This is a genomic window from Cupriavidus oxalaticus, from assembly GCF_004768545.1.
Lineage (GTDB): Bacteria > Pseudomonadota > Gammaproteobacteria > Burkholderiales > Burkholderiaceae > Cupriavidus > Cupriavidus oxalaticus_A.
The window spans coordinates 3087608-3100820 of record NZ_CP038635.1 but is presented as its reverse complement, the minus strand read 5'-3'; the positions used below and the strand labels follow the sequence as shown (position 1 = coordinate 3100820).

Below are 13213 nucleotides of genomic sequence, written 5' to 3'. Positions count from 1 at the left end.
CGCGTGCTGCCTGGATCAGAACGGGCTGGCGGTGGGCCGTACGACGATCTCGCTGACGTCGACTTCGGCGGGCTGCTCCACCGCGTATGCAATGGCGCGAGCGATGGCGTCGGGCGTAATGGCGATGCGACGGAACTCCTGCATCGCGCTACGCGCGGTGTCGTCAGAGATCGAATCGGCCAGCTCGGACTCCACGACGCCGGGGCAGATCACCGTCACGCGGATCTTGTCGGTCTCCTGGCGCAGCCCGTCGGAGATGGCACGCACGGCGAACTTGGTCGCGCAGTAGACCGCGGCAGTGGGCGACACGGAGAGTCCACCAATCGAGGAAATATTGATGATCTGGCCGAGCCCTTGCGCCTCCATCGTCGGCAGCACGGCGGCAATGCCATGCAGCACCCCACGAATGTTCACGTCGATCATCCGGTTCCATTCGCTGACCTTCAGGGCGTTGAGGGGCGAAAGCGGCATCACGCCCGCGTTATTGATGAGGACGTCGATGCGGCCGAAGGCATCGAGCGCGAAGCGGGCGAATGCCGCCACGTCATCGGCCGACGTCACGTCGAGCTCGCGGTAACGAACCACGCCGCCGGAGGCTTCGATCGATGCCGCCAACTCGGCGAGCCGGTCGGTCCGGCGTGCACCGATCACGAGCCGGTGTCCTTGCGCGGCGAGCAGGCGAGCGGCGCCCTCGCCGATGCCGCTGCTGGCGCCGGTGATCAGAATAACTTTCGATTCGTTGGTGGCGATTGCCATGTTGCATACTCCTATTGTTGGTTCGGATCTGACCGCAGGGTTCAGCGCTTGATGCGGCGCGCTCTGCAGTCACGTTTCGGCCTTCAATGAAGCGGTATGGTTCGTCGGCCGGTGAATGAATGATAGGGATGACCTGCCTGCAGGCGAATACACGGACCGATGCCGTTATTGCCTATTCCTATTGATCCGGCTGGTACGGTGTGCAAGACGCGGCTAGAATGGCGCTGCAGGCAAACAACAGGAGGCTTTGTGTCCAAGGTCCGCTCCCCCGCTTCCGTCAAGATGATTCGTTTGATCGAGAAACTGGCGCCCAACGAGGGCTACACGCAGTCGACGCTCGACAGCGTGCGGCTGATGCGTTCGGATCGGCCCCTTGGGCGCACACCGGTGCTGTACGAGCCAAGCATCGTGATCGTGTGCCAGGGCCGCAAGCTTGGCTTTCTGGGCAATGAGGTCTATGTCTACGACGCGCAGCACTATCTTGTACTGTCGGTACCGCTGCCGTTTTCCACGGAAACCCAGGCTTCGCCAGAGGAACCCATGCTGGCGGTGTCCATCCGTCTGGACCTCCTCGAACTCAGCGAACTGATCACGCAGATCGGTGCAGCAGGAGATCTGCCTGAAGAGCCGCCCAACGGCATGGTGTCTACGGAGCTGGACGAGAATCTGGCCGGTACAACCGTCAGGTTGCTGGAGGCATTGACCGTGCCGATGGATGCCCGGATCCTGGGTCCGGGCCTGGTGCGGGAAATCTGCTACCGCGTGTTGACGGGGGCACAGGGAGGCGCGATGCGTGCCGCTCTCGCTCACCACGGGCGCTTCGGCCGCGTCGCGAGAGCGCTGAAGCGTATCCATGCGGATTATGCGGCGCCCCTGAATGTCTCATGCCTGGCTGAAGAGGCCGGCATGAGCGTGCCAGCGTTTCACGCCAACTTCCGCACGGTGACCCAGACGTCGCCAATCCAGTACATCAAGTCCACCCGCCTTCATCAAGCGCGCCTGATGATGATTCGCGACGGCGTCACGGCTGCGGCAGCATCGGGACGCGTCGGCTACGAGAGTACTTCGCAGTTCAGCAGGGAGTTCAAGCGGCTTTTCGGGCGAACGCCGGTTGAGGAGGCACGCGACATGCGCGAGTCTTTCACCCTGTCACCGGCGGTTCGCTTTGGCGCCTAGGCGCACTCTACTGGGCCACGGCCACAACGACCTTGCCTTTCACGTGGCCGCCCTTGCTGTGGTCGAGCGCCTGGCTAACGTCTGAGAGCACAAAGACCGAATCGATCTGGGTACGCAGATCGCCCGATGCATGGAGCGTAGCCAGTTTCTCGAGCTGGGGCGCGTCGCTACGCGTAGCGAAATGTCTGCCGGTCGCCTGCGTTCCTTTGGCTCGAGCTGCGTCGGGCCTTGCCACCGTCGACACCAGGGTGCCGCCCGGCTTCAGCACCGACCATGAACGCTCCTGAGTTTCACCGCCAATCAGGTCGAGGACGAGGTCCAATCCCGAGACCCGCGCGGCGAAATCCTCGGTGCGGTAGTCAATAAAGGCATCGGCGCCGAGGCTTGCTACATATTCGCGGCTCTGGGCTGAACCGGTGCCGATGACGTGGGCGCCGGCCAACTTGGCAAGCTGCACGGCCGCAGTGCCTACGCCGCCTGCGGCCCCGTGGATTAGGACCGACTGCCCGGCATGCAAGCCCCCATGCTCGTGGAGCGCCTGCCATGCCGTCAGCGTTGCAGCGGGAATCGCCGCGGCTTCCGCGAAAGCCAAGGACGCAGGCTTGCGCGCCAGGCGGGTGGCCTCCACGACGGCGCGCGTGGCGAAAGCCCCGACAATCCCGATGAATCCCATCACTTCATCGCCCGGCTTCAGTCTTGTGACGTTGCGCCCCACGGCGATGACGGTCCCTGCAGCATCAACCCCAGGGGTGAAAGGCAACGGCAGTGGAATAAACGCCCGCATGGCGCCACTGACGATCTTCCAGTCAATCGGATTCACCGATGCCGCGGCAATGTCGATCAAGACTTCGTTGTCGCCCGGTACGGGGTCGTCCGCCTCGACCAGCGTCATGCCGCTGGGGCTGCCGTAGCCAGTTACTTGGATGGCTTTCATCAGATGCTCCTGGAGGCGACGCCCACTACAGGCGCGTCAAGGGCAAGGGCTGCCTGAACCGGGTCGAAATACTCGCGCAGATGCACGATGCGACCGTCGCGGGCTGTCAGAAACACGACATACTCCTGGCGGTAGGTACGGCCGGTCGCCGCGATCAGGCCCTCCCCACGCACCCGAGCAATCGCCTGCTGCGGATCGTCCGTCGCAGTCACGATGGCATCGGAGAAGCGAAAGTTCCTGACCGCCCCCACGAACCAGCTCGCATGCCGCAGCACAGATTCACGTCCTTCGAGTTTCAGCGGATGACCCAGGCTGGGTGCGTACGGCAGATCCCAGACGATGCTGTCGGCGATTAGTTCCTGCCATTGCTCCGGCTTGTCGACTAGGAACTGGAGATGTTGCTCCAGAAGCGTTGTGGCAATGCTCATGATGTCTTCTCCTGCGATGTGTCAGGCGGCAACGCGCTTGGCCGGCGCGCGACGGTTGTCCAGACTGAAGGCGCCGGGGCCGAACGCCACTACCTGCAGGAGACCACCGGCCATCGCCAGGTTTTTCAGGAAATGGAACATCTGATTCTGGTCAGCGAGCGCGTGGTGAAAGATCAGCGCGGTCACGACAGCGTAGGCAGCAAGCAGGAGAGCCACCACGCGCGTCTTGTAGCCAATGACCAGGAGTGCGGCGCTCGCCAGTTCCAGCACCAGTGCGCCAATCAGTCCGAGCGCTGGCGCGGGCAGACCCAGCGATCCGATATAGGCCATCGTTGCGCCAGGTGCCATCAGCTTGCCGAAGCCGCTGATGAAAAAGATGACCGCGATGAGGGTGCGGCCAACGGCGGGGATGGCGGAGTTTTCGTTCAGCGAGGTGTTCAGGTTCGAGTTCATAGTGTTCATCCTTTCAAAGAGTGGATGAACGAAGATTAGAGACTTGACAACCATCAAGGTAGCCTATATTTCTAGATGCAATCCATCTACTCTATAGATATATGCTCGATGCCGTCTCGCTGGACCAGCTTCGCACCTTCATCGCTGCCGCCGACGAAGGCAGTTTCTCCGCCGCAGGCCGCAAACTCCGGCGAGCGCAATCCGTGGTCAGCCATACGCTGGCCAACTTAGAGAGTCAGATCGGCGTGCAGCTCTTCGATCGGGCGGGCCGTTATCCAAAGCTGACGGACGAAGGATCGGCCTTACTTGCGCAGGCGCGGCTGGTGGTGGGTGGCATGGACGGGTTTAAGGCGAAGGCGCGGACAATTTCCGACGGACTCGAGCCCGAGCTCTCTGTCGTGGTGGACGTCATGTATCCAATGACATCACTGACAGACGCCGTCGGTGCATTTCGAAGCGAGTTTCCGCACACACCATTACGCCTTTACGTCGAAGCGCTGGGTGCTGTCATGCAGCCGGTACTCGCCCAGACATGCCGGCTCGGAATCAGCGGCTCGATGCCATCGGTCCCAGAAATTCTCGATGCCGAGAAATTGCTGGATGTGCCAATGATTACGGTCTCTGCCTCGTCCCATCCCCTGGCATCAACGAATCGGATCCTAGGGCCGGTGGATCTCAAGGAGCACGTCCAACTCGTGCTGACGGACCGCACGACCCTCACAGAGGGCACCACTTTCGGCGTTTTCTCTCCACAGATATGGCGCCTTGCCGATCTAGGAGCCAAGCACGCATTCTTGCGCGCTGGCTTTGGATGGGGCCATATGCCGGTGGCAATGGTTCAGGATGACCTGGACAGCGGCAAGCTAGTGCCCCTGCGACTCGAAGCGTTCCAGCCACATACGCCGCCCATCGCCATGTTTGCAGTCTTTAGGAAGGACACACCGCCCGGGCCTGCTGGAAGGTGGTTTCTCAAGCGCCTCAGAGACGCAGGCGACACCCACTAACGAGCATCACTGCGGGGAGGCTATGTCTCCTAGTCATCCGTTGCCAGCCAGACGCAGTAACGACATGACGGACCAAGATGGGTCGGTAGGTGCCGTCGCCGGCGCCCACCGGATTGACTGTCTACGTTACTCCACCCAAATAACTATCCGCTTATGCTGAACTCTAACCTTCAGGGATTGGCCGACGCTGAATCCAGCCCGCTCCAACCAAAGACCTCGCAAGCGAATCCAAGGGATCGTCCGCAGACCAGTGAAGTTATTGCTGTTACTTGGAACAGCCGGGAATTGAGTCCGACTAATCTTGATAGTCCGTACGTGCGTGCCAGTGGATTTGATTTTCATGGCGGCTCCTGAGAGGATGACCGCAAGCTGTCCGGGTGCGGTAAGGCCGCTGCGAGAGTGTGTTCATCACTTGACGATGAAATAGGCTACGCATGACCGTTGCCGCTGGCAATCTCCTATAAGGGCACGTCAGGCACCACGATGGCCCGGCGATCGGCTAGGAGGCCAAGACGTCAAAGATCCCTCGGAAGAATTACGCGAAGGAGGCTGGGCACATGCTCCCCACGCGCGTGGGCCTGTTCATCGGGATAGCCGCTGCGGCCGCCGCGATTGCGCACGGGGCACCCAACTCGTTTGATGACGTAGTCTCGCTTCCGTCATGCGACATCGGCACCGCCATCGAAGCGCACCTCATCCGACAAGGGCCAAAACGCCCCAGCGAGCCTTTCACGCGGAAACGACGCAATCGCAGCTGTACTCAAGCCCTCACTGTCGACAGAAATGATCTGCTTAGCCACCGTCCGATATCCAGCACGGAAGTGGTTGGCCCCCTTGATCGCAACGAGCTTGTACCCAGTGACATCCAGCCCATGCAGCACAAACGGCTCGACATCAAAGATCTGCTCGGCACGCGAAGCCACGATGACATCGACACCGTTGATGATGAGGCGACACATCACCCCCAGGTCGAAGCGAACACCTTCGAACATCGATCCAGGGCGATTCACGAAGCGCCCGTCCGTGATGCATTTCACATAGGCATCGGCCTCAATGGGCGCGCCCTGGAAGCGGCCTTGCTTGCCACCCAGTGAGACCCTGATCGTGACGCCGACACCCGCGCGCTGTGCTTGTGCAACCACGGCAGCATCATTGATCGACGCGAAACAGCACGCGCCGGCGGGCGGATTGGCGTCCAGTAACGCGCGAAGCAGATGCGTGCCGTCTCCGGGTGTGCCGCCGCCCGGGTTGTCTGCGTACTCGTTGACAACGACAGGCCCCTCTGCCGCCGACAGGGCAAGGGCGACGCCCTGTGCGGGGGCCGGAAATGTCGGACGGAACGCCTCGCGATGCGACCAGGTCCATTGCGCGACTTCGTCGACGCAACGCTGCGCAAGCGCGGCGTCTCCGCTTGTGGTGCACACGACCGCCGGGCAGGGGGCCGCGATATCCGCGTAGGGGAAACCATGGAACCACGAGCAGTCGATGACGCCGGGCTGTGCGGCCAGCTTCCGGCAAACGTCGTTGACTTCCGCTGGGATGAACCCGTCTTGTGTCGTCACGATGTACGGCAGCATCGGCAGGCGTCGCATTGCGGTGACCGGTGTGAGCCCGCCCCGAATCATCTCAAGCAGCAGCTCGACGGCTTCGACGGCCCGGTCATGGAAGTCGGTATGCGGATACAGCTTGCACGGCAACGTCAGGTCGCAAGCGTCGCGCATCGCGTCCGTCATGTTGCCGTGCAAATCGTAGACCGCGGCAATCGGGACACCCGGCCCGACCAGCGCACGAACGGCAAGCGCCAGGTCGCCTTCGACGTCTTCAGTGCCGTCGGCGACACCGGCGCCATGCAGGGCCAGCAGCACGCCGTCAACCGGCAGCGCAGCGCGAATGCCTTCGAGGATGTCTTGCTTCATGGCGGCATACGCGCCGGCTTCGATCGTGCCCGAGGGCGTCGCCTGCCCGACATAGGTGGGAATGAGCGTGGCGCCGGTCCTGCGCGCGCCTTCGATAAAGCCGCCCACCTGATGATTCGATTTGTCGAACGCCGCCAGGATTTCGTTGCCCCGATACTGCTCGAACGCGCGCAGCGGCGTCATGCCCGCGAACTCGGCGGCGTACGTGTTGGTCTCGTGGAGGAGTCCGGCAACGGCCAGGCGGACGGGCAATTGGTCTGAAGTCACGGGAATGCCTCCGGGAGGTATGTGTTGCGCGCGATCAGCGATTGACCTTCTTTGGATCAAAGCTTAGGGCGATCAGGGCGCTGGAGACAAGCGCGGCGGCGATGATGAAGATGGCAGGCGCGGTGCTGTGGTACGTGTCGCGGATCCAGCCGATCAGGTGCGGGCTGACGAAGCCGCCAAGGTTCGCCAGGCTGTTGATCGGAATGCGCGTCAAACCTCGTCCTTCAGGGCGAGGAAGGATAGCGCGGACGCCACAGGCGTCCATTTCAGCGGTTAGTGTGGCGTCTTCTAGATCAAATGCACGCGCATCAGAAAGACGCAATGCCTGCCGTGCCGAATGCGATTTCTCTCTCATTGGCCAACTTTATAATGGGCCGATGCAACGACTTCAAGCCTTCAAATACGAACTGAAGCCGACCGGCGAACAGCAGCGCGACATGCGCCGCTTTTCCGGATCGTGCCGATTCGTCTACAACAAGGCGCTGGCGTTGCAGAAGGGAAACTACGAGGCCGGCGGCAACTTCATCGGCTATGTCGCCATGGCAAAGCACCTGACGGGATGGCGCAACGGGCCGGAGACACCGTGGCTCAAGGACTCTCCCGTTCATCCGCTGCATGCGCTCAAGGACTGGAGCGAGCCTACAAGAACTTCTTCGCCAAACGGGCCGCGTTCCCGCGCTTCAAGAAGAAGGGGCAACGCGACAGCTTCCGCTACCCGGACCCGAAACAGATCAAGCTGGATCAGGCCAACAGTCGTATCTTCCTGCCCAAACTTGGATGGCTGCACTACCGCAACAGCCGGAATGTGCAGGGCGAGGTGCGCAACGCTACAGTATCCATGAGCGCGGGCAAGTGGTTCGTCTCGATCCAGACGCAACGTGAGGTCGAGCAGCCCGTGCCTCAGGGCACCAGCGCCGTCGGCATCGATGTTGGCGTGACACGCTTTGCGACACTCAGCGACGGCAGCTACCTTGCACCGCTCAATAGTTTCAAGCGGCACGAAGCTCGGCTGGGCCGAGCGCAGCGGACGATGAGCCGCAAACAGAAATTCAGCAGCAACTGGAAGAAGGCGAAAGCCCGCGTCCAGCGCATTCTCGCCCGCATCGGCAATGCCCGCCGCGATTACCTGCACAAAGCCACGACCACGATCAGCCAAAACCACGCGATGGTGTGTATCGAGGACTTGCAGGTGAGGAGCATGTCCAGGTCGGCAGCGGGCAGTGCCGAGAAGCCGGGCAAGAACATTCGGGCCAAGTCCGGCCTGAACAAAGCGATTCTGGATCAGGGCTGGTTCGAATTCCGCCGCCAGTTGGAATACAAGCTGGTATGGAACGGCGGCTGGCTTGTCGCAGTGCCGCCCGAGAACACGAGCCGGACGTGTCCGGCGTGCGGTTGCGTAAGCGCGGACAACAGGCTTACGCAAGCTCGGTTCGCCTGCATCGAATGCGGTTTCGAGGAAAACGCCGACGTGGTCGGCGCGATCAACGTTTTGGCGCGGGGACACCGCGTTGCAGCTCTGTGGAGAGCCGGTGCAGTTAGGCCGCTCTGCGAAACAGGAACCCACCGAAGTGGCTGCGCAGCTCACCGCGTAGCGCCGTAGGAATCCCCTTCCATTCCGCCGACAAGCGGCGACCGAAGGTCGAGGGAGAGGAGGATGTCAACGTCGGGGACGGTGAACACGCCGGCGAGTTGGGAACCCATCAACGGGCTGACCAGATGCGATGCCTGGCCGACGGCGAGGCCATCGGCGTCGGTCCGGTTATTCCAGGCCGATGTGGTAGACGGATACGGGAGCTTGCGCACCTGAGGCCAACTGCACCAGTACGCACGGCGAGGCCACGGGCTCGGCGAAGAAGCAGTGCACATGTTCGCCGAACAGTGCCTTGAGACCGTAAGTGATACCACCCGGTGCGCCGCCGACACCGCAGGGCAGATAGACGAAGAGCGGATGCGCGGCATCCACGACGCGGCCGGCTTCGGACGCGGAAGACATTGACGTGGCAGTTCGCTACGACCCCGTCCGCTACAGACAGTTGCACGCTGACGTTTTGCTGGATGAGTACCTGATTCCTGTGGCCACGCCCGAGTACCTCGCCCGGCATTCTGGGTTATCTGATGGCGCTTCGCTCGACGGCGTCGTGTTGCTGCATGACGCATCTCCATGGGTCGGCGCAGCCGAGTTCGTGGAATGGCGGACGTAGCTTGAGGCCTTTCATCCGGCATGGATTGCGCAGCTGGAGGGGCCGCAATTCAATCTGTCGAGCCTTGCCATCAGCGCGGCGCTGAACCACCAAGGGGGTGGCGATGGGGCGCACGGCCCTGGTCTATGACGAGATCAGGAGCGGACGGCTGGTGAATGTCTTCGGCAAGCACGTACGCGCGCCGGCGCGCTACATGCTGCATTCTCGTAATCCTGAGGATCGGCGCACGACCATTTTCTCTACGTGGCTTAAGGCCGAGTGTGCGCGCTTTGATGCTGCGCGAATGGAGTTGTTTTCGCTGGATGCCGTACCGCGAAGAGCCGGGTTGGGGGCGTTGATTCGATAGCCCCTTGGAGGAGAGCCCTTCCAAGCCAGGCTTGACGAGATTGCGGAGAAGCGGATAGATTGACGCAACCATGAGCCGCCGCCCCGCCTCCCTCTCTCTTGATCTCACTGCGAACCAGCCGCAGTGGGGCGCGCGCGCCAAATTCAAAAAACAGTCGCTCATCTGACCGGAGCGCGCTGTTCCGTCAGTTGAGCGACGGAACAGCATCAATCTAAAAGACGGTCTGCCAATCCCCCTTACTGTCTTGAGCGCATCTTGCTCCGTCGCTTGCCTGTGCGGTTTCCGAATCGGTCGATCCGGAGCATGCAATGCAAGAAGTGGAATATCTCTATCGTGGTATCTGGCTACCCCTGGTCACCCCTTTTCGCAACCATGAGGTTGATCACGTCGCGCTGCGGCGGCTAGTGGCCTATTACCGCTGCAGCGGCCTGGCGGGATTGGTGGTGTGCGGCAGCACCGGCGAAGCCGCCGCGCTCGATGAGGCGGAACAGTTGGCGGTGCTGGATACCGTGCTGGCCGAGGTCGGGGAGTTGCCGGTCATGATGGGCCTGGCTGGCAACAATCTCCGGCATGTGCTTGGCCGTCTGGACAGGATTGGCGAACGTCCGCTGGCGGGGGTGCTGGCGCCTGCACCGTACTACATAAGACCGTCGCAGGAAGGATTGAAGGGGTATTTTCGCGAGCTGGCCGACAGATCTCGGGCACCCTTGGTGCTTTATGACATCCCCTACCGAACCGGTGTGACGCTGAGCGCCGAAACGCTGCTCTCGTTGGCAAGCCACGGCAATATTCGAGGAATCAAGGACTGCGGCGGCAATGCTGAAACCACGCAAGCGTTAATCGCCGATGGCCGCCTGGCAGTTCTCGCGGGAGAGGATCACCAACTGCTTGCCACGCTATGCATGGGCGGGCAGGGCGCGATCGTTGCGTCAGCGCACATTCGGCCTGATCTCTTTTCGGAGCTGTGGCGCGCTGTGGATGACCAGCGCCTGAGCGTTGCCCGCGAGCTTTTCCATGCCCTGATGCCGCTGATTCGGCTGATGTTTGCAGAACCTAACCCTGGACCGGTCAAGGCATTACTGGCCAGGCAAGGCTTGCTGTCTGAGGAACTGCGTTTGCCAATGATGCCGGCTTCAACAGCGCTCGCCGAGCAATTGGCAATTGTTTGTGATGCCTTGGACGCGGTACACGCGAATGCGTTGTAACTGAGCAGGTTAGATGTGGGCGTACGGTCGCCCGTATGCCTTCATAAGCGCAGCCCGGAGATATTCGGCGCAACACTGGACTATGGCCGCCGTGCTCAATCGACGGCGCTTCCTTAGCCATTGACTCCCGCCATCTTGCGACATCGGCACCGCCATCGACCCGCACCTCATCCGACGAAGGCCAGAATTCTCCAACGAGCCTTTCACGCGGAAACGACGCAATTGCAGCCGTACTCAAGGCATCTGCTTCGATCGAAGCAACAGGAAGCGGCCTTGCTTGCCGCCAAGTGACACCCTGATGGTGGCACCGACACCTGCGCGCTGTGCTTGTGCAACCTAAATTCTGATACGAATTCATTTCATTCAGATTCGGAACCGTCCTATGGCGGGGCGGGCGCCCCTAGTGGAAGCATGGCTGTGTCGAATTGGGTCGTTGAATGTTGGTCCGATTCGCTCATCCTTTTCCCTCTAAGGAATGCTAAACCTTGCGTAGCGCTGTCCACAGCGGCCCACCCTTGCGGACACATCCCCACACTACGCCGGACCTATGTATTTTGGTCCGCTACCAACCCAAAAAAGACGACGTCTTTTACGCCAACACCGCCATAAGGAGTTGTAATGCCTGATATTCGCTATGCTCTGCTAGATGGGGACAAGACCAACGCAAACGGTGTACTCATCGCCACCGGCGAGAGCATGTTCCATCACGGTGTGAAGGTGGGTGTCGAAGGCGACTATGCAACCTGTCTGGCCTGCAAGGCTGGCGGGCCTGTGATGAACGACTGTTACCCTGCCTTTGATCTGCGTGGGAAACAAATATTGGTGAGCGGCGCGCGCGTCTATTGCAAGTGCCCGACCAACCCGATAGTCATCCACTCCCAGACCAATTTCACCATAGAAGTAAACCGGATGGGGCACTATGCGCCGCCACTCTCATCGGGGCCAAGCTCCAGCGTAGTATCGGCAAGTCACGATACGCAAATCATTGAGCAATACTACGAGCTTGTTGATGCCGAGACCGGCGCGGGGGAGGAAGGTTATCGCTATGACCTATTTGTTGAGGGGCAGCGGATTAGCCAGGATACCCCGTTTGGCAGCGGAGCAACCCCGACGGTGCGCGGTGGCGTGTCCATGGAAATCGTCATGTGGCTGGACAAGGCAAAGGAAACACGAGCATGACAGAAGTATCAAGATCGGCGTCGGCAAGTTCAGCTCTGTCTTCTGAGGAGCGTCTGTTGGCAGCTATCGCCTATGGCGAGTCGTCAACAAGGGACCTGTACGAAGAAATGGCCGCACTGGCAAGTGTGATGGTCCGTCAGATGAAAGCCAGGGGCTATTCCACCATCGATGCCTTTACATCGAAGGACAAGAATTTTTCATTTGTGAGAGCAGACGGCAACGCGCGCTACGCTAAGTTAATGAAGGCCACGGAGAAAGACATTGAAAAGAGCCCGCCTATGTCCGATGCAGTCAAGGCCGCACGAAATGCTTTCTCAGGAGGCGTAGACTTCTCGAATGGCGCGTATTTTTGGGATGGAGCAGACATAAAGTCTAACTACAAGCATCACGCGAAAGTAAAGTCCGGAATCCATATCACGGATCCTGTTCACAATATTTACGGAATCAGCGACTCAGGGAAGACGAAAATTCTGTACAAAACAGTCAAGAAGAAGGTAGGCGGACAGGTGAAGACTGTGCGGGAGGAGGTTGGACGCTACACCTGGGTCTATGAATCCACCGCAGGCGTAGGCGGCACCATCTTCTGGCGTTATGGCCGGGATTGGGTGACAGTCACCCGTGCGAAGGAGTACAGATGATACGGCCCACCATTCTGGCTTTGCTTGTCGCACTTTCAGTTTCTGCACATGCCGAACTGGTGCCGGAGGCGGTCATCGATAGTTGCCTGCTATTTGACAAATCGACTGACGCTTCGGTTTCTATTGTCCCAATTGAAGGGGAGGCGCATCTGATTGATGATGTAACGGTACCCGGCCATCGGCTATTTATACCTGCCAGCGACAGAAACAGGCTTCGGATTGGCTATGCGACCAGCAAGCGCGGACTCAAGGATTATATCTTCGTAGGTACACATCGTGGCTACATCATGCGAGCGGTTGCGGTCGGCAAATTCCGGCCAGCAAGAGTTGAGGAACCGGGCCTTGCAGCTTTTGCATTGTTGCGCCAGCGTGGACTTCAATATGTGTGCCTGATGGAAAGCAACGGCAACGGCAGTGCGGCTTTTGTGAGATCGGCCTTTGTAGGCCGAATTCCACCCTCGAAAGGCTCCGCACTGAAACTGTTCTACAAGGTGGCAGACGTGAAGAAGTTCAATGCATTCGATGGCGCAGAGCGCTTTTGATGCGGACTTAGCTTCCATCGCTTCAGACAACAAGCTTAGATGTAAGGAGGATGGCGGGACGACACAACGATTACAGTCCGGCCTAGCCGCGAAGCGCATCAATCATCAGCGGCTGCCCCGGTCCCGCCCAAATACTCGTTCGAGGGTTGCATGGGAATCTGCAATTGC

14 protein-coding genes and 2 pseudogenes are annotated in these 13213 nt (G+C 60.3%); 8 read left to right on the top strand and 8 right to left on the bottom strand.

Annotated elements, in window-relative coordinates:
- Positions 1–15: 15 nt before the first annotated feature.
- A complete protein-coding gene (locus E0W60_RS25210) occupies positions 16–756 on the bottom strand; it encodes an SDR family oxidoreductase (RefSeq protein ID WP_167884598.1) in 741 nt (246 codons plus the stop codon).
- 282 nt (positions 757–1038) lie between these two features.
- On the opposite strand from E0W60_RS25210, the gene E0W60_RS25205 reads away from it, so the two are divergent.
- A complete protein-coding gene (locus E0W60_RS25205) occupies positions 1039–1932 on the top strand; it encodes an AraC family transcriptional regulator (protein WP_135706312.1) in 894 nt (297 codons plus the stop codon).
- 7 nt (positions 1933–1939) lie between these two features.
- On the opposite strand, the gene E0W60_RS25200 is transcribed toward E0W60_RS25205, so the two are convergent.
- Genes E0W60_RS25200 through E0W60_RS25190 form a run of 3 tightly spaced genes read right to left on the bottom strand, consistent with a single transcriptional unit; the run spans position 1940 to position 3747 of the window.
- Positions 1940–2866, bottom strand: a complete 927-nt coding sequence (locus tag E0W60_RS25200) for an NADP-dependent oxidoreductase (protein ID WP_135705959.1) — start codon at positions 2864–2866, stop codon at positions 1940–1942.
- Entirely contained in the window at positions 2866–3294 is a 429-nt protein-coding gene (locus tag E0W60_RS25195; protein WP_135705958.1) for a nuclear transport factor 2 family protein, read from the bottom strand. Before E0W60_RS25195 ends, E0W60_RS25200 begins: the two co-directional genes overlap by 1 nt.
- A gap of 21 nt (positions 3295–3315) precedes the next feature.
- Positions 3316–3747, bottom strand: coding sequence for a DoxX family protein (locus E0W60_RS25190; protein WP_135705957.1), 432 nt, complete (start codon positions 3745–3747; stop codon positions 3316–3318).
- Between the two features lie 101 nt (positions 3748–3848).
- Here E0W60_RS25190 and E0W60_RS25185 point away from each other — a divergent pair, with 101 nt between their 5' ends.
- Entirely contained in the window at positions 3849–4751 is a 903-nt protein-coding gene (locus E0W60_RS25185; protein WP_135705956.1) for a LysR family transcriptional regulator, read from the top strand.
- A gap of 126 nt (positions 4752–4877) precedes the next feature.
- Here E0W60_RS25185 and E0W60_RS38360 read toward each other — a convergent pair whose 3' ends face one another.
- The 3 genes from E0W60_RS38360 to E0W60_RS37375 all read right to left on the bottom strand — a co-directional run bounded on the left by E0W60_RS38360 (position 4878) and on the right by E0W60_RS37375 (position 7289).
- Positions 4878–5093, bottom strand: a complete 216-nt coding sequence (locus E0W60_RS38360; protein ID WP_135705955.1) for a SymE family type I addiction module toxin — start codon at positions 5091–5093, stop codon at positions 4878–4880.
- 317 nt (positions 5094–5410) lie between these two features.
- Positions 5411–6934, bottom strand: a complete 1524-nt coding sequence (locus E0W60_RS25175; protein ID WP_135705954.1) for a M81 family metallopeptidase — start codon at positions 6932–6934, stop codon at positions 5411–5413.
- A gap of 34 nt (positions 6935–6968) precedes the next feature.
- The gene (locus E0W60_RS37375; RefSeq protein WP_205751638.1) at positions 6969–7289 is read right to left on the bottom strand and encodes a hypothetical protein; all 321 of its coding nucleotides are present in this window, start codon (positions 7287–7289) and stop codon (positions 6969–6971) included.
- Between the two features lie 22 nt (positions 7290–7311).
- Here E0W60_RS37375 and E0W60_RS25165 point away from each other — a divergent pair.
- Positions 7312–8526 (top strand): annotated as a pseudogene (locus tag E0W60_RS25165) (RNA-guided endonuclease InsQ/TnpB family protein).
- A gap of 49 nt (positions 8527–8575) precedes the next feature.
- Here E0W60_RS25165 and E0W60_RS25160 read toward each other — a convergent pair.
- Positions 8576–8915 (bottom strand): annotated as a pseudogene (locus E0W60_RS25160) (D-serine ammonia-lyase); the annotation flags it as partial.
- A 16-nt stretch (positions 8916–8931) separates the two neighbouring features.
- Between E0W60_RS25160 and E0W60_RS37605 the strand changes: the two are divergent.
- The 5 genes from E0W60_RS37605 to E0W60_RS25135 all read left to right on the top strand — a co-directional run bounded on the left by E0W60_RS37605 (position 8932) and on the right by E0W60_RS25135 (position 13045).
- On the top strand, positions 8932–9135 hold the full coding sequence (locus E0W60_RS37605; RefSeq protein WP_240745900.1) for a hypothetical protein: 204 nt from the start codon (positions 8932–8934) through the stop codon (positions 9133–9135).
- A gap of 654 nt (positions 9136–9789) precedes the next feature.
- Positions 9790–10686 carry a 4-hydroxy-tetrahydrodipicolinate synthase gene (gene dapA, locus E0W60_RS25150; RefSeq protein WP_135705953.1) on the top strand — a complete coding sequence of 299 codons (897 nt, stop codon included), beginning with the start codon at positions 9790–9792 and terminating at the stop codon, positions 10684–10686.
- A gap of 618 nt (positions 10687–11304) precedes the next feature.
- Entirely contained in the window at positions 11305–11865 is a 561-nt protein-coding gene (locus tag E0W60_RS25145; protein ID WP_135705952.1) for a PAAR domain-containing protein, read from the top strand.
- A complete protein-coding gene (locus tag E0W60_RS25140; RefSeq protein WP_135705951.1) occupies positions 11862–12503 on the top strand; it encodes a hypothetical protein in 642 nt (213 codons plus the stop codon). Before E0W60_RS25145 ends, E0W60_RS25140 begins: the two co-directional genes overlap by 4 nt.
- Positions 12500–13045 (top strand): hypothetical protein, encoded by a 546-nt coding sequence (locus E0W60_RS25135; protein ID WP_240745899.1) that lies wholly within the window; start codon positions 12500–12502, stop codon positions 13043–13045. The genes E0W60_RS25140 and E0W60_RS25135 overlap by 4 nt, the downstream gene beginning before the upstream one ends.
- Positions 13046–13213 lie beyond the last annotated feature (168 nt).